Source organism: Methylobacterium gossipiicola (genome assembly GCF_900113485.1).
GTDB lineage: Bacteria > Pseudomonadota > Alphaproteobacteria > Rhizobiales > Beijerinckiaceae > Methylobacterium > Methylobacterium gossipiicola.
This window is the reverse complement of the sequence record NZ_FOPM01000034.1, coordinates 1-23856: the sequence shown is the minus strand read 5'-3', so window position 1 is coordinate 23856 and position 23856 is coordinate 1. Positions and strand designations below refer to the sequence as shown.

General features: G+C 67.5%; 17 protein-coding genes, 2 pseudogenes and 1 riboswitch. Of the genes and pseudogenes, 9 read left to right on the top strand and 10 right to left on the bottom strand.

Features of this window, described 5'->3' with window-relative positions:
* Positions 1–5 precede the first annotated feature (5 nt).
* Positions 6–818: an IS5 family transposase gene (locus tag BM249_RS19470; protein WP_091975103.1), complete on the bottom strand. Its 813-nt coding sequence runs from the start codon at positions 816–818 to the stop codon at positions 6–8.
* 256 nt (positions 819–1074) lie between these two features.
* Between BM249_RS19470 and BM249_RS19465 the strand changes: the two genes are divergently transcribed.
* Positions 1075–2045, top strand: a protein-coding gene (locus tag BM249_RS19465; RefSeq protein WP_091975101.1) for an IS630 family transposase whose coding sequence is annotated in 2 segments (ribosomal slippage) — positions 1075–1435 and positions 1435–2045 — 972 coding nt in all. Because the reading frame shifts where the segments join, the coding sequence is not laid out codon by codon here.
* A 46-nt stretch (positions 2046–2091) separates the two neighbouring features.
* Here BM249_RS19465 and BM249_RS19460 read toward each other — a convergent pair.
* The 5 genes from BM249_RS19460 to BM249_RS21405 all read right to left on the bottom strand — a co-directional run bounded on the left by BM249_RS19460 (position 2092) and on the right by BM249_RS21405 (position 9706).
* The gene (locus BM249_RS19460) at positions 2092–5196 is read right to left on the bottom strand and encodes a DEAD/DEAH box helicase (RefSeq protein WP_091975099.1); all 3105 of its coding nucleotides are present in this window, start codon (positions 5194–5196) and stop codon (positions 2092–2094) included.
* Entirely contained in the window at positions 5196–6512 is a 1317-nt protein-coding gene (locus BM249_RS19455) for an EH signature domain-containing protein (protein ID WP_091975097.1), read from the bottom strand. Before BM249_RS19455 ends, BM249_RS19460 begins: the two co-directional genes overlap by 1 nt.
* Entirely contained in the window at positions 6509–7399 is an 891-nt protein-coding gene (locus BM249_RS19450; protein ID WP_091975095.1) for an OmpA/MotB family protein, read from the bottom strand. Before BM249_RS19450 ends, BM249_RS19455 begins: the two co-directional genes overlap by 4 nt.
* Positions 7399–9297 (bottom strand): hypothetical protein, encoded by a 1899-nt coding sequence (locus BM249_RS19445; RefSeq protein ID WP_143103811.1) that lies wholly within the window; start codon positions 9295–9297, stop codon positions 7399–7401. The genes BM249_RS19450 and BM249_RS19445 overlap by 1 nt, the downstream gene beginning before the upstream one ends.
* Before the next feature lie 199 nt (positions 9298–9496).
* Positions 9497–9706 (bottom strand): hypothetical protein, encoded by a 210-nt coding sequence (locus BM249_RS21405; protein ID WP_244528873.1) that lies wholly within the window; start codon positions 9704–9706, stop codon positions 9497–9499.
* A 20-nt stretch (positions 9707–9726) separates the two neighbouring features.
* Between BM249_RS21405 and BM249_RS19440 the strand changes: the two genes are divergently transcribed.
* The 3 genes and pseudogenes from BM249_RS19440 (at position 9727) to BM249_RS19430 (ending at position 12296) form a co-directional block, all read left to right on the top strand.
* Positions 9727–10665 (top strand): IS481 family transposase, encoded by a 939-nt coding sequence (locus BM249_RS19440; RefSeq protein ID WP_091975091.1) that lies wholly within the window; start codon positions 9727–9729, stop codon positions 10663–10665.
* Positions 10590–11564: pseudogene (locus tag BM249_RS19435) on the top strand (citrate/2-methylcitrate synthase); the annotation flags it as partial. The gene BM249_RS19440 and the pseudogene BM249_RS19435, both read left to right, overlap by 76 nt.
* A gap of 96 nt (positions 11565–11660) precedes the next feature.
* The gene (locus tag BM249_RS19430) at positions 11661–12296 is read left to right on the top strand and encodes a 2,3-bisphosphoglycerate-dependent phosphoglycerate mutase (RefSeq protein WP_091975115.1); all 636 of its coding nucleotides are present in this window, start codon (positions 11661–11663) and stop codon (positions 12294–12296) included.
* Between the two features lie 683 nt (positions 12297–12979).
* Here the strand turns inward: BM249_RS19430 and BM249_RS19425 are convergent.
* Positions 12980–14386 carry a short-chain fatty acyl-CoA regulator family protein gene (locus BM249_RS19425; protein WP_091975087.1) on the bottom strand — a complete coding sequence of 469 codons (1407 nt, stop codon included), beginning with the start codon at positions 14384–14386 and terminating at the stop codon, positions 12980–12982.
* A gap of 145 nt (positions 14387–14531) precedes the next feature.
* Here BM249_RS19425 and aceA point away from each other — a divergent pair, with 145 nt between their 5' ends.
* From aceA to BM249_RS19410, 3 genes are all read left to right on the top strand, one after another.
* Complete coding sequence (gene aceA / locus BM249_RS19420; RefSeq protein WP_091975085.1) at positions 14532–15842, top strand: isocitrate lyase; 1311 nt, start codon at positions 14532–14534, stop codon at positions 15840–15842.
* A 63-nt stretch (positions 15843–15905) separates the two neighbouring features.
* The gene (locus BM249_RS19415) at positions 15906–16172 is read left to right on the top strand and encodes a hypothetical protein (RefSeq protein ID WP_091975083.1); all 267 of its coding nucleotides are present in this window, start codon (positions 15906–15908) and stop codon (positions 16170–16172) included.
* Positions 16169–16429 (top strand): hypothetical protein, encoded by a 261-nt coding sequence (locus BM249_RS19410; protein ID WP_091975081.1) that lies wholly within the window; start codon positions 16169–16171, stop codon positions 16427–16429. The genes BM249_RS19415 and BM249_RS19410 overlap by 4 nt, the downstream gene beginning before the upstream one ends.
* A 324-nt stretch (positions 16430–16753) precedes the next feature.
* Here BM249_RS19410 and BM249_RS19405 read toward each other — a convergent pair whose 3' ends face one another.
* The 3 genes from BM249_RS19405 to BM249_RS19395 all read right to left on the bottom strand — a co-directional run bounded on the left by BM249_RS19405 (position 16754) and on the right by BM249_RS19395 (position 21468).
* On the bottom strand, positions 16754–17491 hold the full coding sequence (locus BM249_RS19405) for a (2Fe-2S) ferredoxin domain-containing protein (RefSeq protein WP_244528872.1): 738 nt from the start codon (positions 17489–17491) through the stop codon (positions 16754–16756).
* Between the two features lie 19 nt (positions 17492–17510).
* Positions 17511–18641, bottom strand: coding sequence for a ribonucleotide-diphosphate reductase subunit beta (locus BM249_RS19400; RefSeq protein ID WP_091975079.1), 1131 nt, complete (start codon positions 18639–18641; stop codon positions 17511–17513).
* A 67-nt stretch (positions 18642–18708) separates the two neighbouring features.
* Positions 18709–21468: a ribonucleoside-diphosphate reductase subunit alpha gene (locus BM249_RS19395; protein ID WP_244528871.1), complete on the bottom strand. Its 2760-nt coding sequence runs from the start codon at positions 21466–21468 to the stop codon at positions 18709–18711.
* A gap of 177 nt (positions 21469–21645) precedes the next feature.
* Positions 21646–21853: riboswitch (cobalamin riboswitch) on the bottom strand.
* Between the two features lie 72 nt (positions 21854–21925).
* Between BM249_RS19395 and BM249_RS19390 the strand changes: the two are divergent.
* Positions 21926–22213, top strand: a pseudogene (locus BM249_RS19390) (integrase core domain-containing protein); the annotation flags it as partial.
* Positions 22214–22360: 147 nt separating this feature from the next.
* On the top strand, positions 22361–23856 hold a 1496-nt coding region (locus tag BM249_RS19385), incomplete at its 3' end, for a methyl-accepting chemotaxis protein (protein WP_091975075.1).

Here is a 23856-nt window from a genome sequence, read left to right as displayed (position 1 = left end):
GTAAGTCATGCTGCTCGTCCCAGCCTTCGGACGAGGATCATGACGGCGGCGGCGTAGAGGAAGGCTTGTGCGGAGGCGAGGGTCGCCTCCGGGTCCTTCCAGAGGCGTCGGTTGCGACTGATCCATCCGAAGAAGCGTTCTACCACCCACCGGCGTGGATGCACGGCAAAGCCGACTTGATCCTTGGGTTTGCGCACGATCTCGACGGTGATGCTCGTGGCAGTCGCGGGTCTGTCGCCGGCATAGCCGGCATCGGCAAAGGCCTTGACGATGAACGGGAAGGTCCGCCGCGACAGGCGCAGCACCGGTCCGGCCCCGTCGCGATCTTGAATGTCGGCGGCCTGCGGATCGAGCACGAGGGCGCGCCCGTCCGTATCGACCAGGGCCTGACGCTTGCGGCCCTTGACCTTCTTGTCCGCGTCGTAGCCGCGCGGGCCGCCGCTCTCGGTGGTCTTCACGCTCTGGCTGTCGAGCACGGCCGCCGTCGGCGAGGCCGCGCGACCGGCCCGCTCCCGGTCGGCCATGACCAGGGTGTGGTTGATCCGCCCGAACAGTCCCTCGTCCCGCCAGCGGCTGAAGTAGCCGAACGTCGTGCTGCGCGGAGGGAGATCCTTTGGGATCAACCGCCACGCGATGCCGCCCCGCAGCACGTAGAAGATTGCGTTCAGAACCTCCCGCATCGTCCAGACGGGCGGGCGACCACGCGAGGCGGGCTCTGGCATTAAGGGCGCGATCACCGCCCATTCCGCGTCCGTCAGGTCGGTTTCGTATCGAAGGCGCGCACGGTTATGCTGCAGGCGAGTGGTCGGGGTCGACATAGCACGTCCAGATCAGGCTTCAGCACCCTCTTGGAATCACCGCCATCCCGGCCACTCAACCCCGGCCAGACATTATCGGACGGGCTCTCAGCGACCGGTAGCCCGGCCTGCTACTCCTTCAGGATGCCGATGATCTGCTCTTCGCTGAACTGGCTCTTCTTCATCGTCCGTCTCCTCTTCGACGGACCCTAGAGCCATTCCCGGCGGTATTGCGACGGGACAGTGGCTGGTGCGTTGACCGGTGAAGGAGCCAGCGATGCCTTCACCCTTGTCTATCGATCTGCGCGAGCGCGTCGTGGCGGCCGTGGCGGCCGTGGCGGAGGGCGCTTCGTTTCATCGGGCGGCGGCGCGGTTCGGGGTGAGCGTGTCGAGCGCCAGCCGCTGGTCGCAGCGATTTGCGCAGCAGGGCCACGTCGTCCCCAAACCGACGCACAGCGACCACAGCCTGCCGGCGATCGAGGCGCATACGGATCTGATCCTCTCCCTCGACGAGGCACGGCCCGAACTCTTCCTGCGCGAGTTGCGCGACGCCCTGGCCGAGCAGGGCGTGCAGACCAGCACGAGCGGACTGTCCCGCTTCTTCGCCCGCCACGGCATCACCCGCAAAAAGGGGCGCTGTACGCAGCTGAGCAAGAGCGGGCCGACGTGAAAGCGGCGCGTGAGGCGTGGTTCGCGGCTCAGCCCGACCTCGATCCCGACAAGCTCGTCTTCCTCGACGAGACGGCCGCCGCCACCAACAGGGCTCGCCGCTACGGCCGCGCCCCGCGCGGCGAGCGCTGCCGGCTGCTCGTACCGCAGGGCCATTATAAAACGACCACCGTCACCGCCGCTCTGCGCACCACCGGCCTGTGCGCCCTCGACCTCGCGGATGGCGCCACCAACGGCCAGCGCTTTCGCGACTACGTCGCCAACCGCCTCGTCCCGGTGCTGCGGCCCGGCGACACCGTGATCCTCGACAACCTGCAAGCTCACAAGGTCAGCGGCATCCGCGAGCGGGTCGAGTCGGTCGGCGCGCGGCTGCTCTACCTTCCGCCCTACAGCCCCGAGTTTAACCCAATCGAGCAGATCTTCGCCAAGCTGAAAGGGCTGCTGCGGACCGCAGCCGCCCGCACCGTGCCTGACCTATGGGACGCCATCCGCCGGGCCTTCAGCCGCTTCACCCCAGACGAGTGCCGTAACTGCCTCGCAGCCGCCGGCTACGACAACGACTTGGCCATCGCTACGTAAGTGGGAACGGCTCTAGGAAATTAATTTCGGCGGACATGGCCGATGCTCACGACACTTGGATCGAGCCATCCTCCTCCCAGATGGGGGTATCCAAGCCGTCCCGGGCGAACATCGCATCGATAGCGCTGCTCACAGGGGCGGCTCCGTCTTGCTTGGCGGCACGGTCGAGAAGACGCGTCAGTTCACCCACGTCTGCCTGCGTGTCGCCCATCGGCCATAGGGCCGCCGCCGCCAGTCTGCGTTTGCGGTGCATCAAGCCATGGAGCAGGCAGTCGAACGAGCCCTCGCGATATCCCGTGTGAATGGCCATCGGCACGTGAATGGTGACCGGGCTGGTGTGACCGAGCCGATGGACGCGGTCGTTGCACTGTTCCTCGACCGCCGGGTTCCACCAGCGCGACAGGTGAATGACGTGGGTTGCGGCCGTGAGCGTCAGCCCCGTCCCCGCCGCTTTGGGGCCGAGGACGAGGAGATCAAACCGATCCCCGCCGTCCAAGTGCCGCTGAAACCGATTGACGATGGCTTGCCGCTGCAAGATCGGCGTGTCGCCGTTGATGAGATCGACGCGGGGAAGGCCGAAGCGCGCACGGGCAAGTTCGACCAACCGGTGCTGCATGCGGCGATGCTCGACGAAGACGAGGGCGCGCTCGCCCCGCTCGGCGACCGCCCCAAGGATATCGAACACGGCGCTGAGGCGCGCCGACGCCTTAACAAAGGCCACGTCCGCTTCCGCCCCGTCGAGGCTGGGATGGACCGAGACCGTGCGGATGTGGTGCAGCATCTTGAGTGCGGCCCCGGCACCGCCCTGCGCGAGTTTGAAGTGGGCGTCTTCGTAGGTTTGCGCCTGGCCAATCGGCATTGGCCGGGGGTGCAGACGCCGCACCTTTTCAGGTAGGTCTCGCGCGACGACGTCCTTGATGCGCCGCAGGGCCAGGGGCGGCAGAGGCGGCGTGGATAGGAACACGCGACGATGGAGTTCCGTCATGTTCGTCACATCGGGCGTGCCGTACCGGCCACGAAACTCGGGCAGGCTGTCGAGGGAGCCGGGCGCCAGCTGATCCATGATCGCCCACAGGTCGACCGCGGCATTCTCGATCGGCGTGCCCGTCAACCCGATGCGGAAGTCCGCACGGACGCCCCGAGCCGCCGCGGCGCGCAGGCTGGCGGGGTTCTTCAGCGCTTGGATCTCGTCGAAGACGACGGCGCTGAAAGGGATCTGCCGGAGGCTGTGCTGATAATTGACCAGGGTCGTATAGGTCGTGAGGATCCAGTAGCGGTGGGCGCGCCCCTCATCCACGGCGTCGCGCAGGAAGGTGAGGTCGAGCTTGCTGTCTCCGTCGTCTATGTCGCGGCCGGAGGCGCCAGCGCGCTTGCGGGCGCCAGTCCCAGATCCATAGAGGCGAATAAGGTGCCCGAGGCCCGGTTCCTGCGTATGGCGGGCGACCTCTTCCTCCCAGTTCACGAGGAGCGAGGTCGGCGCGACGACGAGCACGGGCCCATGCTGGAGCGCCTGTGAATCCGACACCTGTTGCTGCAACCAGACCAGAAACGCGATTGTCTGAAGCGTTTTCCCGAGGCCCTGCTCGTCGGCGTTGAGGATGCCCGGCAAGCCGGCCTTCCAACACGCGACCTGCCATTCGAAGCTCTCGCGTTGATGCGCCTTGAGATCCGTGCGGATGATCGACGGGACAGCTTCGCTCCCAGGCGCAGAGCGCGGCTTCAATCGCCCGATCCACTTCAAGTCATGGAAATTGTCGACGGTTTCGAGGACGACGGGCTTGGACAGTTCCTTTTCCCCTTCGATGGCATCGTCGGTCGCCTCGTCGCTCCCGCGGTACTGCTGGATGAGCGCAAGCGCCTCGGAACGCGCCGGCAGGTCGAACCCCGCGTGTTGCACGGTCGGCTCGCCGACCGACATCGCGTGCGAGACCTGATCGTGCAGGGCGTCGAGTTCTGCCGGGGCGAGCGCCGCCAGGGCGATTCTCAGCTTTTCGACGAAGGCCTCGGGCAGCCACGTCGTGCCGCTGCCTGGGCCGATCTCGAGATCAGGTTTGCGAAACACACCGACGCCCGTCACCCGGTCCGCATATTCTTGTGTCTCGACGAGTAGCGGAAGGGCCGCGGTCTCGATGGCGTCCTCCTCGCCGATCGAGTCGAGGCCGTCGAGTTGACCCGTATCGCGCAGAGCCGTCTCGACGGCCTGCGTAATGAGGGGGCGGGGGTTGCGTAGGAAGGCCGCTCGCTCTGAGGCCGGGGCGTGCTGCATCCTGGCCATTACGGACAGCACCGGGGCGACGGCGGGGTCGACGACGAGGAAGTTGCCGTGTCCGAGCCGGTACGCCGAAAGAGCGCCCCGTGACCGAACGCGCTCCTGAAAGCCGCGAAGCATCGTCCCCGCAAGCACGCTCGATCTTTCTGGAACGCCGATCGTGCCTTCGTCGTAGCCCGACTGGACAAGATCCCGCCCCGAGAACGGGACGACATCAAAATCGTCTTCGGCGGTCGGTGAGAGAGCGAACCGATCCGCGATCCGGACCTCGAGACCGGCCAGGAAGTCCGTCATCGAGACGCGGGCTGCCGCCGTCGGCTCTGCGATCCGAACACCGGGATCGAGCAATTGGCGGAACCGCGCCAAGGCGTTCCAGTGCTGACTCTCGTTCCGGCTGGGCTTGAAGTGCTCTGAGACTGCGACCGCATCCATGAGCCATTCGGGGAGTCTACGCGGACCCGCCGAGGTCTTGAGGATGGCACCCACCCGCTGCACGGTTTGGCGCTGGCCGTTCTTGACCCACTCGTGGCGGAGGCGAAACGAAGGCGACCCGAGCACGCCCTCGACATCCGTGCGCAGCGACAGGTCGACCATGGGCGGCAATCCGAGGGACGCGGCCGTCTCGGCGTCCAAGGCCGCCGCCAGCCGATGCGACAGGCGAATATGCTCGGGCGTGATTTCGAGGAGTTCGGCGGGCTTTTCGGCCGCGGCGGCGCGCAGGTCTGCGATCGCGACGAGAAGCGTGCGTTCCGCGAGAGGCAAGCGGTCGAGTTCGCGGCGATCCCGCCCTATCCCCAGTCGCCCGAGGAGGCCGCCGCGCGTCGGGCGGGACAGCGTGATCACTTCCGGGTCGAAGGCGAAGTCGAGGGCGGGCGACGCCATCAGATCCGTTCCTCGACCCATCCCTGCCAGTCGCCGAGGTGCGATTTCGCCTCCGCGCCGGGCTCCAGACGAATTTTCTCGCAATCGTAGGCGCGCTGATAGAGGGCCGGCGCGCGCGGATGTCCCTCCCGGAAGATGTGCACCTTGTAGCTGTGAGAGCCTTCGACGACGATCTTGTTGCCGCACTTCAGGATGAGAAGCGAGGTGTTCGCCCGGGAGTAACCCGCAGTCTGCTGACCGTAGCTCAAAACGCTTCCATCCCCACGGCCGTTAAGCATGCGTCGCGCGTATTCGGCGCCGCTCTGCGAGAAGGCGACCCAGGCGGCATCGATCCGGCGCTGCGCGTGCAGCTTGAGCCAGAAGCGCCGCCGGGGCTCCCACATATGGCTGTCCTCCACGGCCGACACGACATCCATGAAGAATCGGATGTCCTTGCCCGTGAGCCAGCGCATGATGACCGCGAGGCAATCCGCCGGAACGCTCGCCCAGGCCCCGCCCTGCTGCACGCGTGGGTCGCCGTAGAACTCGGTGAGGGACCGGATGATGAGGTCGATGTCGGCGTCGGGCGGATTGCTGTTCCGCCAGTGACCGAGCACCGCTTCGATGGCCGCAGATGCCCCGGACGCGCGGGCCGCGGCTTGGCCGTCCGGCTTCAACCAGGACAGCAATTGCTCGAGTTCGGTCCGTACTATCAGATGTGGCTTCAACCGCGCCACGTAGGCTTCGTGGACGACATCCATCAGGCCCGGGGCGTGCGGTGAGCGCAGTCCGAGCGCCTTCAACTCCGCCCAAGGGGATCGCATCCCTACCATCCTGCGCGCGATCGCCTCGGGGGCGACGTCCGGCCGGAACACCTCCGGAATGCCCTCGGCGAGGACGCGCCAGCGCGCCCCGAAACGTTCACGGGCCGCGCTCAAGGCCTCGCCAAGCGCCCGTGTGTGCGGCGCGTCCACCTCGAAGCTCTCGAGGTAGACGGAGACCATCGCCCCGAGAAACGTCGTCCTGTGCGAAGCTCGAACCTCCGCGAGGTAGAAACTGCGCAGGTCGGCAAGGTCGGGTCGGCGTCGCCTCACCCCGTCGAAGACGGCCCGCGCCGCGGCGGTGACGAGCGACATCCGGACCCCATCCCAACGGTCCTCGGCGAAATGCGCTTGCATGCGCAGGACGAGTTGCTCGCGGTCGCGCTCGGGCGGGTCGGGCGCGACGTCCGGCCAGCGGTGCAGGACCCGCTCCGCCGCCGCCGAGAAGGTCTTGAGGCTCGGCAGGACCGGCAAATCCGGAGCCCGCGCGCGGGCCAGGCGATCGTCGCGGCTCACCGGAGCATCGTCCCGGCCATGCCGCGCCTCAGGCTGTCTTTGATCCGTTCGACCTCCTCCACATTCTGCGGCGTGTACATGATGATGCGCAGATCGATGCGCCGGTTCGTTGCCTTGCCACGCTCCGAGGCATTGTCCGCGACCGGGCGCAGACGTCCATAGCCGGCGACGGAGACGACCGGCTGCCCGGCGCTGTTGAGGTCGTCGAGCAAGGCGGGCTCACGGGTGCTCATCGCGAACAGGGTCTCGATCGCCCGCTCGGTCGAGAGGCTGAAGTTGGCCCTGTCCAGGCCGGAGGCATCGGTATGCCCCTCGATCTGCACCGCCTCGATCACCGCCCCGGCCGCGTTGCACTCCGATCGCCAGCGGGCGGCCTTGCCGAAGGTGTAGCACGGCAGAAGCTCGTTCAGCCGGACCGCGATCGCCGCCACGACGCGGCGCTTGTCCTCGACCAGCCGGCTCGCACCGCTGGCGAACAACCCGTCTCCCTTGAAGCGCAGGGCATCCGTCTCGATGCTGACGATGTCCTTGAGTTCGGGGAAGTCCACGAGCAGCCGGTCGCGCAGCGTCCGCAAAATCCTATCACGCTCGCCGGACACGCTGGCGAGGTAGGTCTGGAGCCGGTTCGCGCGCTCCTGGCGCAGCTCCTCCTCGAGGCGTGCGACCTGGCGGCGAAGCTCCGCGCTCTGGGCAGCCGAGCGGTCGCGCTCATGCTCGACCCTCTGGTACTCCGCGATCGGAACCGTCTGATCGTCCTTCAGTTGCGAGGCGAAGAAGGCGAGCAGGATGATCACGATGAACAGGAAGCTCACCGTGAGGTCCGTCATCGAAACGAACGCCGATTCCTCTTCTTCCTCATGCGCGAGACGGCGAGTCGCTCCACGCATCAGCTTGTCCGCCGTCCGGAGGCACCCCGGCTCTCGGGAATGAATTGCTCGGCCTGCTCGACGACGGCGCGCAGGGTATCGAGGGCCGGTGCGAGTTCGGACTGCATCCGGCGCACGTAGTCGGACAGCGTGTCCACGGCGGCAGCGACCTTCACCGCGTACATGTCGAAGGCGGCCCCGAGCTTCTCATCCAGGGTGTCGAGCTGCGCGCCCTGGCCCTTGAGGCGATCCACGACCTCACCGACGCCAGCCAGCGACGCCTCGATCGCCCCCGCGTGACCGCCGAGCGCGGTCTGCGCGGCGGCGAGCGCGTCGGCGGCGCTGCGCGCGGTCTGCTCGGCCGACCGGCTCACCGTTCCGGCCACGTGCTCGGTCGCGTCCGTGAGTTGGCGGATGCTGGCCTCGATCCGCTCTGTTGTGGCGCGCAGGGGGCTCGCCGCCGAGACCAGGGCCTCGGACGAGCCCCGGAACGCGCCGGCCGCCCGCTCTGCGGCCTCCGCGCCCGCGCGCACCCCGTCGCCCAGGCGCCCAACTCCGCCCGCCGCCGCCGCGACGCCGTCGGCCGTCTCCCGCAGGTGCGCGGAGATGCTGTCGAGCGGGCCGAGCAGGTCGCGGGCTGCCCGCGCCCCGATATCGCGCGTCGCCTCGGCGATCTCACTCGCCGTACGGCCGAAGGCTTGCACGACGTTCGATCCGGCGGCGCTGATCTGCGCGCTGGCATCCGTGCCGGCGGCCTGCATCCGGGCGGCGGCACCCGCCGCCCCCGAGCGCGTCGCCGCCTCGAGTTCCGTCCGGAAGCCCTCAGCCGCGCCGCGCATGTCCGCGGCCGCGGCGCTCATGGCCTCGGCCCCCGCACGGGTGTTGTCGCGGATCTCCTGGAGGGTCTGGTTCATGGCCCCGAGGAGGCGATCCGCCCCATCGGTGAAGGCGCCGCTCGCCGAGGCGGCGGTGGCGCTCATCGTGCCCCGCAGATCATCGACGGCCTGGGCGAGGCGGGCCACGGCGGCCTCCATCTCCGACCCGATGCGGCCGGAGCTCTGGTCCATGCGCGTCGAGAGTTCGCCGATGCGGTCGCCGGCCTGGACCAGGCGCTCGCTCGCTTTGGCGAGGGCCTGGCCGACATCGTCGGAGAAGCGGGCCGAGAGGTCCTTGACCATGCTGCCCATGTGATCGGTGCCGAGCTGGCCGACCTGCTGCAGCAGCGGACCCATGGTCGCGTTGATCGAGGAGGAGATGGCGGCGGGAAGCTCCTCCCGCAGGGGGCGGCCGAGTTCGGCGACCAGTTCGAGGCCGATCAGGCGGAAATGCTCCCGCTGCTCACGGGTCGCCCGCAGCTGCTCGGCCGCGAGGCTCTCCAGGCTGATAAAGCTCAGGCGCTTCTCGATCTCGGCGCAGAGGGTGTGCAGCGCCCCCTCGATGCTGCCGATGCCCCAGCGCAGGACGACCGTGAACACGATCGAGCACAGGAGGCCGGTGAGCGACATGATGAACTTCGCCGAGGCGACCAGCAGCAATTCGCGCAGCGAACTCTGCACCTTGTCCGGCGTCGAAAGGTCCATCGCGCCGAGCGCCGAGATCAGGCCCAGGAATGTCAGGAACAGGCCGATCGTGACGAACAGGCCCGGCACCGCGCGCCAGAAGCCGGAGCCGAAGCCGAGGTCGTCGGCGTTGAAGAAGACCGCCGGCCGCACCGAGTTGCGCAGGATGACCGCGCCGTCCTCGTCGTGCTCGACCAGCGTCTCGCGGTACTTGTCCCAAGCCGTGGCGATCTGCTTGCGCGCCCCCCCGGCTGCCCGAGCGCAGCACCTCCGCGTCGAGGTCGGCGATGGATTGCCCGAACGAGGCCTCGTCGGCGGCCCGGCGCACCACGAGGCGCAAGCCCCGCACGGCCGCCACACGCGTGGCGATGCTTCGCGCGTAGACGACGATGACGAGGGCGAGCGCCAGGATGAGCGCGACGGCGATGAGCCCCGGAACGGCCTCGCTCTTCAGCAGCGCCGCCGCGGCGAGGACGGCGTTGCGCGCCGCGATCCCGAACGCAGAAACCAACTCGGACATGGGGTTAGAGGCTCTGACTGGGGGTACGCACGCGAATCATCACTCCGCCGCCTCCCGCAACCGATCCTCGTCCGGCGCCAGCGCCTCGGCGAGAAGCGCATCGAGCAGGCGGCGGCGGGTATCGGCCGCGGTGGTGAGGCTTGCTTCGAGCCGATCGCAGAGCGCCATCAGCGCATCGACCCTGGCAACGATGCGATGTTGTTCCGCAACAGGTGTTTGATCCCGCGGTGTGGTGATACGATTGACCATCACGCTGCGAGGGATGCGCTATGGGCCAAATTCTTCACGGTAGCGCCCGCACGACGGAGGCAGTCCGTCGCGCGATACAGCTACGTCAAGAGAGCGTGAGAGCGGCGGCCAAGCGCTACGGCGTCAGCCCGACGACGATCCAGAAGTGGCGTGATCGGGAGACGACGGCTGATGCCGCCATGGGTCCGAAGGAGCCGCGCTCGACGACGTTGACGCCGGAGGAGGAGGCGATCGTCGTCGCTTTTCGGCGGCATACCCTGCTGCCGCTGGACGATTGCCTCTACGGCCTGCAGCCCACGATCCCGCACCTGACCCGCTCCAGCCTGCACCGGCACGGCATCAGTCGCCTGCCGGAGATCGGAGGCGACAAGCCCGAGAAGAAGCGCTTCAAGCAGTATCCGATCGGCTACTTCCACATCGATATCGCACAGGTCAGCACCGAAGAGGGTAAACTGTACCTGTTCGTTGCGATCGATCGCACCAGCAAGTTCGCTTTCGTCCGTCTGGTCGAGAGTGCCGGCAAGATGGAGGCGGCGCAGTTCTTGCGCGATCTGATCCTGGCGGTGCCCTACCGCATCCACATCGTCCTGACCGACAACGGCATTCAGTTCACCAACCGCAAGAAGGATACCTATGCCTTCGCACACATCTTCGGCCGCGTCTGTGCCGAGAACGACATCGAGCACCGGCTGAACAAGGTGAACCATCCCTGGACCAATGGTCAGGTCGAGCGGATGAACCGCACGATCAAGGACGCGACGGTCAAGCGCTACCACTACGACAACCACGATCAGCTCAGAGACCACCTCCAGCTCTTCGTGCATGCCTACAATCACGCCCGCCGGCTCAAGACGCTGCGCGGCCTGACACCCTACGAACGCATCTGCCAAGCCTGGACCAAAGAGCCCGAACGCTTCAGGGTCGATCCGTCACACCACATTCCGAGACCGTACACATAGAGGCACTTCCGGCTGCCGTGCATCCAATGGACGTCCTGCGCAGCGGCGTCTCCGCGCTCGGCTGCGTCCTTCTCGATCAGACGCCGGCCGGCGCCCGCGAGATCGGCGACCGGCTTCTCGCCAGTCTCGGCTCGATGCTGCTCTACTGGCACCACTACGCCCGCCACGGACGCCGCATCGAGGTGGAGACCGACGACGAGACGATCGGCGGACATTTCCTCCACCTGCTGCACGGGCGGCCGCCGACGGAGGCCGAGATCCGGGCGATGCACGTCTCGCTGATCCTGTACGCCGAGCACGAGTTCAACGCCTCGACCTTCACGGCCCGCTCCATCGCCGGCACGGGGGCCGACCTCTACTCGGCAGTCACCGGCGCGATCGGAGCGCTGCACGGGCCCAAGCACGGCGGTGCCGCCGAGATCGCCCTCGACATCCTCAAGCGCTACGCCGACCCGGACGAGGCGGAGGCCGACATCCGTCAGCGGATCGAGGCGAGGGAGGTGGTGATGGGCTTCGGTCGTCCGGTCTATACGGTCGCCGACCCGCGCAATGCCATCGTGCGCGAGGTCGCCCGCGATCTGGCGCGCGAGACCGGCGAGAGCGAGCTTCTCGCCATCGCCGAGCGGATCGAGGCGGTCATGGGCGAGTCCAAGAAGATGTTCGCCAATATCGACTGGTACAGCGCCGTCGCCTACCATCTGCTCGGCATCCCGACACCGCTGTTTACACCGCTCTTCGTCATGGCCCGGACCGCCGGCTGGTGCGCCCATGTGATCGAGCAGCGCGCGGACAGGAAGATCATCCGCCCCTCCGCCAATTATGTCGGCCCGGAGCATCGCGCCTTCGTGCCGCTCGCGGCGCGGAGCTTGGCCACCACCCCCCTCTCGCGAGCGATCTGAAGCATCCAGGATGTGACATACCCTTCGAAGGCTCTCGTTGAGCGCGCCGCTTTGAGGCAGGAGAGATCCGTCATCGAACGGAGGGATGGGATGGGCATGGAGACGGACAGCCCAGTTTTGGTGCTGATGCGACACGGACAGAGCGAGGACAACGAACGCGACCTGTTCTCCGGTTTACGTGATCCCGCGCTCACGGCCCGAGGCATGGAGGAGGCTCGAGCCGCTGGCCGCGCCCTGAGGGCGCTCGGGCTGCACTTCGACGGCGCCGTCACGAGCCGGCTGCAGCGCGCCCAGGCCACCCTCGCGCTTCTTTTGGGCGAACTCGGCCATCCCTCGCTGCCTGTGCAGGTGACTGCGGCCCTCAACGAGCGCGACTACGGCGCGCTCGCTGGGCTGAACAAGACGGAGGCCCGCTCCCGGTTCGGGAGCGAGCAGGTCCGCGCTTGGCGCAAGTCTTACGAGGCTGTCCCGCCGGGTGGCGAGAGCCTCGCGATGGCGGCCGCGCGGGTCTGGCCGTTTTTCGACGCATGCATCGCGCCCCGGGTGCGGAGTGGGGAGTCGGTCCTGGTGGTCGCGCACGGAAACTCCCTGCGTGCGCTCCTCGTCCATCTCGACCGCCTCGCCCCGGAGGCCATCGAGGAGGTCAATATCGGCAATGCCGGCTTCCTGATCTACGAGGCGAACGCCGATGGCCGATGGGGTCGCAGGGCCGGGGTGAAGATGCCCATTTGACTGGCATCAGCAACTGATGCAGTCGAGAGGATAGTCTTTCTACTCGAGCGTATGTCTTGTGGAGATTCTCCATCGGACCGAACTTTCAAACGCACAAAACCATCTTATGATTATATAGAATTTATTTATACAATTCGAAAGCATCATCGAGCCGGTTCACGCGCATCTGCTTGCCCAACGAGGGCTGTCCCGGCGTCTTCGACATCCCCTCGCCGCAGGTGCCGGCGACGGCGGAGATGGTGGAGCTCTTGCCGCGGGGGCAGAGGCGTCTCGATCAGGATCAGCCCGGATCGCGGCCTCGAGACGCGAGACCGGGCCGAGCTGAAACCGACCCCCGTCAACATGGTCGCGTCAGCTCGACAACGCCGGAAGACGGTCGTCTGACCGGCTGGCGGCGATGTTGACGGACGGCGCGCACACCCGAATCCGCGCCGTCCTCCCCGCGCATCGTCAACCCGCCTTCCCCGAGCTTTCTCATGACCCGAACCGCCCCTGACCGGGTCGAGGTCGTGCCCTGTCCAATGGACCCGCGGCTCGTCCGCTGGCGGATCCTGTCCAACAATGCGCCCCTCGACTCGACCGGGTGCCTACGCGACCGCCTGGAGTGCTGCCGAGGCGGGCCGGGTCGCCCTGTCCTGGCATCGCACCCTGCGAGCACCGAGGAGCGGGACAATGCCTCACGCTCAGGACGCCGCATAAGGCGCGTGGACGCTGCGGGACTCGTCGACCGCGAGTGGCCTTCCGACGAAGGGGAAGGCGCGCTGTACACAAGCTTCTCGCTCGCAGATCTTGCAGCCGGCGCCGATCGGCGTCGCGGCGGCCGGGTCGGTCAGATCGAGGCCCTTGGCGTAGACCAGCCGCTCGGCGTGGCGCAGATCGCAGCCCAGCCCCACGGCGAAGGTCTTGGCGGGGGCGCCGTAGCCTGGCCGGCCGTGCTCGACGGTGCGCGCGACCCAGAGATAAGCCCGCCCGTCGGGCATCCGCGCGATCTGCACCAAGACGCGGCCCGGCTGGGCGAAGGCCGCGTAGACGTTCCAGAGCGGGCAGGTCCCGCCGGCCCGGGAGAAGTGGAAGTCGGTCGCCGATTGCCGCTTCGAAATGTTGCCGGCTCGATCGACCCGCACGAGGAAGAACGGCACGCCCCGCGCGTCGGGTCGCTGGAGCGAACTCAGCCGGTGGCAGACCGCCTCGAAACCGACCCCGAAGCATTCTGACAGCCGCTCGATGTCGTAGCCGAGGCGTTCGGCCGCCGCGAGAAACGGCCGGTAGGGCATCAGCAGGGCGCCGGCGACGTAGTTGGCGAGCCCGATCCGTGCGAGGCGATGGGTCTCGTCGCGGCCCGCCGCCGCCGTCCGCGCCAGGGCGTCGATCGGCTCGTCGAGTGCGATCAGGGCGAGTTGTGTCGCCATCTGGAAGGCGCGCTGGCTCGGGGAGAGCCGGCGCAGAAGGGTGAGCGTGCGGCTCGCCCCGTCCCAGTTGCGCAGGGGACCGTCCTCGGCGATCACGACCCGCACGCCGTGGCGGCGCTCCAGATGGCCGCTCAAGCCCTCCGCCGTCTCGCCGATCGTCAGTCGTGCCTCCGCGAACAGACCTTCGGCGGCCGCGTCGAGCCGGTCGAAGTAGTTGTGGTGGGCGTAGAAGAAGTCGCGCACGGCTTCGAACGGCGCCGGCGGGGCCGCCGGACCATCCTCGGCCCGCAGGCCGAGATGGGCCACGAGCGCTTCCGCCCGGTCGCTCTCCGTGCGAAGCCGGCGGTGGAGCGTGGCGAGGCTGCGGGCGATGCCCGGCATGTTCGCGACGAGGTCGCGGATCTCGGCCCCGCTCACGCTCTCGCCGAGTTGCGGGTCGGACAGGATCTCGCGCAATTCGGAGAGCAGCCGGGCCTCGTCGTCCTCGGAGAAGAGCTGCACGTCGACGCCGAACACCGCGTTGATGCGCAGCAGCACCGGCACGGTGAGCGGGCGCTGATTCTTCTCGATCTGATTGAGATAGCTCGGCGAGAGGTCGAGCGCCGAAGCGAGGGCCGACTGGGTCAGGCCCCGCTCCTCGCGGAGGCGGCGCAGCCGGCCGCCGATGAATGCCTTCTTCAACGCGTCACCTTTGCAAAATTCGCAAAACGCCGCCGCGATGCTGGCGGAACTTCGCAAATTCAGCCCTTCAAGTCCCTGTGCTTCATGTGGTTTTGCTCCGAACAGGCTCCGAGGCAAGGGGCTTCGCAAAACCAGGAGAGTGCGCGTGTCGAACTTCCGTGAGCTTGTCCCCTCGGCGCCCGAGGGCCGCTACGACGGCATCAGCCGCCCCTACGGCCCCGAGGCGGTGGAGCGCCTGCGCGGCTCGTTGCGCATCCGCCACACGCTCGCCGAAGAGGGCGCCAACCGGCTCTGGGCGCTGCTACGGGACGAGCCCTTCATCAATGCGCTGGGCGCCGTGACCGGCAACCAAGCGATGCAGATGGTCCGGGCCGGGCTGAAGGCGATCTATCTCTCCGGCTGGCAGGTCGCGGCCGACGCCAACACCGCCGGCGCGATGTATCCCGACCAGAGCCTCTACCCGGCCAATGCCGGCCCCGAACTGGCGCGCCGCATCAACCGCACCCTGCAGCGGGCCGATCAGATCGAGCACAGCGAGGGCAAGCGCAGCGTCGAGACGTGGTTCGCGCCCATCGTCGCCGACGCCGAGGCCGGGTTCGGCGGCCCGCTCAACGCCTTCGAGATCATGAAGGCCTATATCGAGGCCGGCGCGGCGGGCGTCCACTTCGAGGACCAGCTCGCCTCGGAGAAGAAGTGCGGCCATCTCGGCGGCAAGGTTCTGATCCCGACCGCAGCGCATATCCGCAACCTCGTCGCGGCGCGTCTGGCCGCCGACGTGATGGGCACGCCGACGCTGGTCGTGGCCCGCACGGACGCGGAGGCCGCGCTGCTGCTCACCTCCGACATCGACGAGACCGACCGGCCCTTCGTGGACTACGAGGCGGGCCGGACCCCGGAGGGCTTCCACCGGGTGCGCAACGGCCTCGAGCCCTGCATCGCCCGCGGCGTCGCCTATGCCCCGTACTGCGACCTGATCTGGTGCGAGACCTCGAAGCCCGACCTCGATCAGGCGCGCCGCTTCGCCGAGGGCATCCATCGCGCCCATCCGGGCAAGATGCTCGCCTACAATTGCTCGCCGTCCTTCAATTGGAAGAAGAACCTCGACGACGCGACCATCGCGAAATACCAGCGCGAGCTCGCGGCGATGGGCTACCGGTTCCAGTTCATCACCCTGGCGGGCTTCCACCAGCTCAATCACGGCATGTTCGAACTGGCCCGCGGCTACCGGAATCGCCAGATGGCGGCCTATTCCGAACTGCAGCAGGCGGAGTTCGCCTCGGAAGCCGACGGCTACACCGCGACGCGTCACCAGCGCGAGGTCGGCACGGGCTATTTCGACGCCGTCTCGGTCGCGATCACCGGCGGGGCCGCCTCGACCACCGCCATGGCCCATTCGACCGAGACCGATCAGTTCACCGCCGATCAGACGCTGCAGCCGGCCATCGCCGCCGAGTGAACCGCCTGCCGCCCGCCCGGATACTGGCCGGGCGGGCTCCCATTCAATGATCGCCGGAGCCCCATGATGTCCCAGACTGAATTCTCGCGTCTGCCCAAAGCCGCCGAATCCGACCAGGAGCGCGCCCTGCGACGCATGGCGGACGCGGTGCATCACCTCAACCTCGCGGTGACGCGCGCCGTCGATTCGGGCCTGTCGGTCGAACTGATCCGAGGCTCGCGCCATCACGACGGCAGCGGCAACTGGGGCGACCAGATGGTGCCGCTGGTCCGGGGGCGGGAGGGGACGGCCGCCCAGGCTCAGCCGGCTGCCAGCGGCCAAGCCGCATGATCCGGCTGACCGACCGGGACGGCGGTCACAGCCTCTACCTCAACCCGGCGGCGATCGAGTCCATCGGTCGCCACGGCGAACGCGCCACCGGCTTGCCGGCCGACCGCGACGCGTCCGGCGCCGTGATTCGCATGATGACGAGCGCGGTCCATACCGTCTCGGAGAAGCCGGAAGCCATCGTGGCGTTGCTCGACGGCGCCCGCCGGAGCGTCCCGGAATCCGAGCCCCGCTGGCGCATCCCATACGAAGCGCGCTGACGGCGCGATCCCCCTCAAGCGCTTCGAGACCCGTGTCACGATGTACGGCGTCGGTTCCTCCGAGAGATTCTTCCTGGCCTCGCAGCTCTGGTGGCCCGTGTGCGGGCGAAGCGTCCGCCACTGGCCAGCCAAGTTGCCGTCGGCCTCCAATGCGAACCGTCGTTCCACGAGCCAGCTGATCCGATCCACGGCGAAGCGGTTGCGCCGTGTTCTCGTCCGGCCTCGGCCCAAACCGACCCGTTCACCATCCCGCCGCGTCGGCGCGATGACCGACCCCGCCAACGACTGACGAAGCGCCAACCGGATGGGAGAGTGCGGGGCCTCTTACGGGGTCCGTAGCCTCTTCTTGCGCCCGTCCGCCGTGTAGGCGAGCGTTTCGACCGGGGCATCTCTGAGGAGGTGCTCCGCCACGATGCGGTCGATGCCGGTCTCATCGAGGCCGCCGTAAACGGTTCCCTCGGGCCAGACTTGCACCACGGGCGCCAGGCTGCACGGGCCGAGACAGCTTGTCGTCGCGCTCATCATGCCGCGGCCGGCGGTGCGCAGGCCAAGGCGCTCCTGCTCGTTGCGCAAATGGCCCCACAGCACGGCCGATCCGGCCTCGCTGCAGGGACCGCCTCGGCAGACGAGGACCCGACGCTGCGCCGCGGACACGACGGAGCCGGTTACCGGCGGATGAGATTCAGGGTCGAAGAGGGGCTCATGTCCGGCTCGGTCGATGAGATCGGCGACGAGACCCTCCAGATGGACACTGGAGATCGGGCCGGGGCCGATCCGAACTGCCGGTCCTTCCCGATCCCATCCCGTCTGCCAGCGCGCGAGCGTGCGGCCGAGCCAAGCGCGGAAGCTCGGCTCCATCGGCAAGAGCAGCGGAACGATGCGGATCTCGGCGAACGGCCTGTCGCGTAGAGCCACCACGACCTCCCGCAGGGATGGCACGCCCTGTTCGGTGAAGGCGTAGGTCGCGTGGCTGATGCCCGGCATGCGCGCTGCCAGGGTGGCCAACGACTCCATCTCCGCCCGCGGCGCGGCGGCCACCGCGCCGCGGGCGACGAGCACCACGGCGATTCCGCCGGCCTCCTCAATCCCAGGCAAGCGCGCCTCCGCTCTGGTATTCGATCACGCGTGTCTCGAAGAAATTCTTCTCCTTCTTCAGGTCCATCGCTTCCGACATCCACGGGAACGGATTCTCGGTCTCCGGGAAGACGGGTTTCAGCCCGAGCTGCGCGCAACGCCGATTGGCGATGAAGCGCATGTAGCTCTCGCACAGCCCCGCATTCAGCCCGAGGAAGCCACGGGGCATGGTGTCCCGGCCGTAGGCGGCCTCCAACGCGGCCGCCTCGGCGATCATCCCACGCACTTCGTCTTGGAACGCCGCCGTCCAAAGGTGCGGGTTCTCCGCCCGGATCTGGTTGATGACGTCGATACCGAAGTTGAGATGCAGGCTCTCGTCGCGAAGGATGTATTGGTACTGTTCGGCGATACCAACCATCTTGTTGCGCCGACCGAGCGACAGGATCTGGGCGAAGCCTGTGTAGAACCACATGCCCTCGAACACGACATAGAACGCAACGAGGTCGCGCAAGAAGATGCGGTCGGCCTCCGGCGTGCCGGTCTTGAAGCCCGGATCGTCGAGGCTCTGGGTGTGTTGCAGGGCCCAGGCGGCCTTGGCGGTGATCGAGGGGACCTCGCGGTACATGTTGAACAATTCGCCCTCGTCGAGGCCGAGGCTCTCGACGATGTACTGGAAGGTATGGGTATGGACCGCCTCCTCGAAGGCCTGCCGCAGCAGGTACTGACGGCATTCGGGATTCGTCAGATGACGGTAGATCGCCAGCACGATGTTGTTGGCCACGAGCGACTCGGAGGCCGCGAAGAAGCCGAGATTGCGCTTGATCGCCCGGCGCTCGTCTTCGGTCAGGCCGTCGCGGCTGTGCCAGAGGGCGATGTCGGCCTGCATCCCGACCTCGGTCGGCATCCAGTGATTGTTGCAGGCGGCGAGGTACTTCTCCCAGGCCCAGCGGTACTTGAGCGGGAGAAGCTGGTTGACGTCGGCCCGAGCGTTGATCATCGCCTTGTCGTCGACACGCACCCGGGCGGCATCCGCCGCGATGGCGCCGAGGCCGGTCGGGTCGGCGGCCGGCGACGAGAAGCGGGAAGGCCGCAGCGGCGGGCGGGCCGGCGCGGCCGAGCCCACGGTCCAGTCGAGCATGGGGAAACCTGAAAGCGAGAGGTTGCGGGAGGCGGTCGGCGAAGGCCGCCGACCGGTGGGAGAGGACTTACTGGCAGGCCTCGCAGCCGGGATCGTCGAGGCTGCAGGCGGAGGCGACGCCAACGGCGTTGAGCTTGCCGTCCGTGCCCTTCAGGGTCGATTTCTCGACCGAGGTCGCTCCGCGCGAGCGCAGGTAATAGGTGGTCTTGAGACCTCGCTCCCAGGCGAGGCGGTAGAGTGCCTCGAGGCGTCGCCCGGAGGCTTGCGCCATGTAGAGGTTGAGCGACTGGGCTTGGTCGATCCACTTCTGGCGCCGCGCCGCCGCCTCGATCAACCACGCGGTGTCGATCTCGAAGGCCGTGGCGTAGAGCGCCTTGAGATCGTCCGGCACGCGGTCGATCTGCCCGAGGCTTCCGTCGAAGTACTTGAGGTCGGAGACCATCACGGCGTCCCAGAGGCCGCGGGCCTTGAGGTCGCGCACGAGCGCCTCGTTCACGACGGTGAAGTCGCCCGACATGTTCGATTTGACGTAGAGATTCTGATAGGCCGGCTCGATCGACTGGGCGACCCCGCAGATGTTCGAGATCGTGGCGGTCGGAGCGATCGCCATGACGTTCGAGTTGCGCATGCCGGTCTCGACGACGCGGCCGCGCAGGGTGTCCCAATCGAACCGCCGGCTCCGGTCGAGGTCGAGACCGCCGCGAGCCTCAGCCAGGATCTCAACCGAGTCGATCGGCAGGATGCCCCGGCTCCACAGCGAGCCCTCGAACGACGGATAGCGTCCGCGCTCCGCGGCCAGATTGCAGGAGGCTTCGATGGCATAGTAGCTCAGCGCCTCCATGCTGGTATCCGCGAAGGCGACCGCCGCGTCGGACGCGACCGGCAGGCGCAAGCTGTGCAGCGCGTCCTGATACCCCATCAAGCCGAGGCCGACCGGACGGTGGCGCAGGTTCGAACGGCGCGCCTGCGGGATCGTGTAGAAGTTGATGTCGATCACGTTGTCGAGCATCCGCATCGCCGTCGCGACGGTGTGCCGGAGTCGTGCATGGTCGAGGCCGTCCGCCCCCACATGAGCCGCGAGGTTGACCGAGCCGAGATTGCAGACGGCGACCTCGTCGTCCGACGTGTTGAGGGTAATCTCGGTGCAGAGGTTCGAGGAATGCACGACGCCGGCATGCCCCTGCGGCGAGCGCAGGTTGCAGGGATCCTTGAAGGTGATCCACGGGTGCCCGGTCTCGAACAGCATGGTCAGCATGCGCCGCCATAGATCGACCGCCCGCACCTGCCGATGGACCTTGATCGCGCCGGCGGCCGCCCGCGCCTCCTGCGCCTCGTAGGCCGCCTTGAACGCCGGGCCGTAGAGGTCGTGCATCTCGGGCACCTCGTCCGGGGAGAACAGCGTCCAGGGGCCGTCCTCGGCGACGCGCTGCATGAACAGGTCCGGCACCCAGTGCGCGGTGTTCATATCGTGGGTGCGCCGCCGCTCGTCGCCTGTGTTCTTGCGCAGGTCGAGGAAGGCGTCGATGTCGATATGCCAGGTTTCGAGATAGGCGCAGACGGCACCCTTGCGCTTGCCGCCCTGGTTGACCGCGACCGCGGTATCGTTGGCGACCTTGAGGAAAGGCACCACGCCCTGGCTCTCGCCATTGGTGCCTTTGATGTGGGCCCCGAGGCCCCGCACCCGGGTCCAGTCGTTGCCCAGCCCCCCGGAGTACTTGGCGAGCATCGCGTTGTCGCGGACGGCGCCGAAGATGCCTTCCAAGGCGTCCGGCACGGTCGTGAGGAAGCAGGAGGAGAGCTGCGGGCGGGTCGTGCCGGCATTGAACAGGGTCGGCGTCGAGGCCATGAAATCGAACGACGAGAGCAGATCGTAGAATTCGATCGCCCGCGCCTCGCGATCGACCTCGCGCAGCGCCAATCCCATGGCGACGCGCATGAAGAAGGCCTGCGGCAGCTCGAACCGAGTGCCGCCGGTCTGCAGGAAGTAGCGGTCGTAGAGGGTCTGGAGACCGAGGAACTCGAACTGCCCATCCCGTTCGGGGCGCAGCGCGCGGGCGAGCCGGTCCGTGTCGAAGCGCAGGAGCTCCGGATCCATCAGCCCCGCCTCGACGGCGCGGGCGAGATAGGCCGGGAAATACGTGGCGTAGAGACCTTCCATCTCCGCCGCACTCGCCGTGCGCGGGCTTGCGAAGACATGGCTCAGCGCTTCGCGGCGCAATCGGTCGAGCAGAAGGCGGGCGCTGACGCGGGTGTAATTCGGTTCCTGCTCGACGAGTGTGCGGGCCGCCATGATCCCGGCGAGCGAGAGTTCGCCGAGGTCGATCCCATCGTAGAGGTTGCGCCGGAGTTCCGTCAGGATCGGTTCGGGGGCGACGTCGTCGAGCCCGGCGCAGGCCTCGGCGACCAAAGCGGCGAGGGCCGTCTCGTCGAGGGGACGCAGGCAGCCGTCGGCGTGCCGAACCTGAAGGGTCGGCGCCTCCGAACGAGCCGCCTCGGCCCTCTCGCGACGGGCCAGGGCACGGGAGTCGCGGTAGAGCACATAGGCCCGCGCCACCTTGTGGTGGCCGCCGCGCATCAGGGCCAGTTCGACGGCGTCCTGGATGTCCTCGATGTGAAGCGCGCGCTCGGCCTCGGCGCGGCGGGTGAGGGCGACGACGACGCCCTCGCTCAGCTCGGCCACGGTGTCGTGGATGCGCCGCGAGGCGGCGGCGGCCGAACCTTCCACCGCGAGGAAGGCCTTGGTCATGGCCACGGTGATCTTGGCCGGATCGAAGGCGGAGACGCCGCCGTTGCGCCGGATGACCCCGAAGACAGGCTCGGCCGCCACGGGACGGTGATCCCGCGGCGAGGAACCCGTACGCGGCAATGCGGACGGTTCAATGTGAAGAGAGGACACGCGACAAACCCCAGTGATGGGGGCTTCGTGCCAGAGGAGCGCGTGCGCGAACCCGCGCCCGATGAGGCGCGCATCGATCATGCGACCCACCGGGACACCCCGCCCGAGAGACGTTCACCGAACGAGGCAGGTCTCCTGGCTCGCGGGTCGTCGCTCCTGCCTGGCCTTCCCGGCGCGAACGCCAGTGACCGTCTCTCGGCAGAAACTCACCGCTCACAGTTGCGGGGGCAGCGCCGGTCTCGCCCGTTAGGGCTCACAGGCTTCCCTCTTAGCTCCCACCCCTTGAGATGGAAGAACCTCGAACGCTAGGGACGGTAGGCGATCGCCAGCCAAACGCAACATGCTGTAAGATCGATCTGTGGATTGCGCGGGGCGGCAAAGGATCCGCAATGATATCGACCATCGGCTGACCAAGCCGCGTCACCCCTGGACGAACGGTCAGGTCGAGCGAATGAACCGCACGATCGAGGACGCGACGGTCGAACGCTACCACTCCGACAGCCATGAGCAACTCCGCGCCCATCTGGCCGACTTCGTCAGCGCTTACAACTTTGGCCGTCGCCTGAAGACCTTGCGTGGCCTCACCCCCTACGAGGCCATCTGCAAAGCGTGGTCCGTCGAGCCTTCCCGATTTAGGTCGAACTCGCTCCACTATAGGCCGGGACCAAACATCTAACCTCACACCCGCATCAGACCTGCAGTCGCCAACTCCGAGACAACGCTCATCACATAAATTTTACAAATAGATTAGTAATTTTCGAACCACTTAGGGATTTATAAACGATCATAAGTTGAAATTCGACCAATTAGGGGGATTAAATTGATGAAATCCATTCGTTTCCGTCTGACGGCCTCGGTCATAGCTCTGATCGCGCTGCTCGCCGTGAATATATCGCTCGGTCTGTATGGGACGCACAAATCGGGTGCGACCATCAATGCACTCTACGTCGATAGAATCGTACCTCTGCGTGAATTAAAGCTTGTCGCGGATAAGTATGCCGTCAGCATCGTCGATACGTCGCACAAGATCAACAACGGCAACATCGCCTGGGCCGAGGGCGCGCCCATCGTCGCCGACGCACAAAAGAGCATCGGGAAGATTTGGGCATCCTATCTGGCGACGGACCTGTCGGAAGCGGAGAAGCGCCTCGTCGCCGATACGCAGAAAGCCATGGTGGCCGCCGATGCCGCCGTGAAGGACTTGGCCGGCATCCTGGCTAAGGGCGACAAGACTCAGTTGGCCGACTTCGAGCGCAACCGGCTCTACCAGGCTATCGATCCAGTGAGTTCCGCCGTCCAGGCTCTGATCGATCTGCAGATCAAGGAAAGCCAGCACGTCTATGACCAGGCCAAGGCCCTCTCGGAAATCCTGAACGTTCTGCGGATCGTCACCATCCTCATCGCTGTCGCGGTCGCCGGCCTCGCGCTGTACATCGTCCTGCGCGGTGTTCTGGCCCCCCTCGGCGCCATCACGCAGACGATGCGGCGGCTGGCCGACGGCGACGCAGCGCAGCCGGTCCCCGGCCTCGGCCGCGGCGACGAGATCGGCGGCATGGCGGCCTCGGTGCAGGTGTTCAAGGACAACATGATCCGCACCCGCGCGCTGGAGGAGGAGACGGCGCTCGCCCGCGCCTCGGCCGAGGAGCAGCGCAAGGCCGGCATGCGCGACATGGCGGACCGCTTCGAGCAGGCGGTGGGCGGCATCGTCGGCCTGGTCTCGTCGTCGGCCACCGAACTCCAGGCCACCGCCCAGCAGATGACCGCGACGGCGCAGCAGACCGCCAGCCAGTCCGGCACCGTGGCGGCGGCCGCCGAGGAGGCCGCCACCAACGTCAACACGGTGGCGGCGGCGGCCGAGGAACTCGGCACCTCGGTCCAGGAGATCGGCCGGCAGGTAACCGGCTCGGCCGAACTGGCGCAGGCGGCCGTGGGCGACGCCGACCAGACCACCGCCTTGGTCCAGGCGCTGAGCCAGAGTTCGGCGCGCATCGGTGAGATGGTCGGGATGATCTCGGGCATCGCCAGCCAGACCAACCTCCTGGCGCTCAACGCCACGATCGAGGCGGCCCGGGCCGGTGAGGCGGGCCGTGGCTTCGCGGTGGTAGCCGCCGAGGTGAAGAGCCTGGCCGAGCAGACCGCCAAGGCGACGGAGGAGATCCGCCAGCAGATCGGGCAGATCCAGAGCGTGACCGGTCAGGCGGTGACGGCGATCGGCGGGATCACCGGTCGGATCCGGGAGATCGACGACGTGGCCACCTCGATCGCGGCGGCGGTGGAGCAGCAGGGGGCGGCGACGCAGGAGATCGTGCGCAACGTGGC

Coding starts and splice junctions, on each gene's coding strand:
- BM249_RS19470 (WP_091975103.1), bottom strand. CDS start 818: ATGTCGACCCCGACCACTCGCCTGCAGCATAACCGTGCGCGCCTTCGA.
- BM249_RS19460 (WP_091975099.1), bottom strand. CDS start 5,196: ATGGCGTCGCCCGCCCTCGACTTCGCCTTCGACCCGGAAGTGATCACG.
- BM249_RS19450 (WP_091975095.1), bottom strand. CDS start 7,399: ATGCGTGGAGCGACTCGCCGTCTCGCGCATGAGGAAGAAGAGGAATCG.
- BM249_RS21405 (WP_244528873.1), bottom strand. CDS start 9,706: ATGGTCAATCGTATCACCACACCGCGGGATCAAACACCTGTTGCGGAA.
- BM249_RS19440 (WP_091975091.1), top strand. CDS start 9,727: ATGGGCCAAATTCTTCACGGTAGCGCCCGCACGACGGAGGCAGTCCGT.
- BM249_RS19430 (WP_091975115.1), top strand. CDS start 11,661: ATGGAGACGGACAGCCCAGTTTTGGTGCTGATGCGACACGGACAGAGC.
- BM249_RS19415 (WP_091975083.1), top strand. CDS start 15,906: ATGATGTCCCAGACTGAATTCTCGCGTCTGCCCAAAGCCGCCGAATCC.
- BM249_RS19410 (WP_091975081.1), top strand. CDS start 16,169: ATGATCCGGCTGACCGACCGGGACGGCGGTCACAGCCTCTACCTCAAC.
- BM249_RS19400 (WP_091975079.1), bottom strand. CDS start 18,641: ATGCTCGACTGGACCGTGGGCTCGGCCGCGCCGGCCCGCCCGCCGCTG.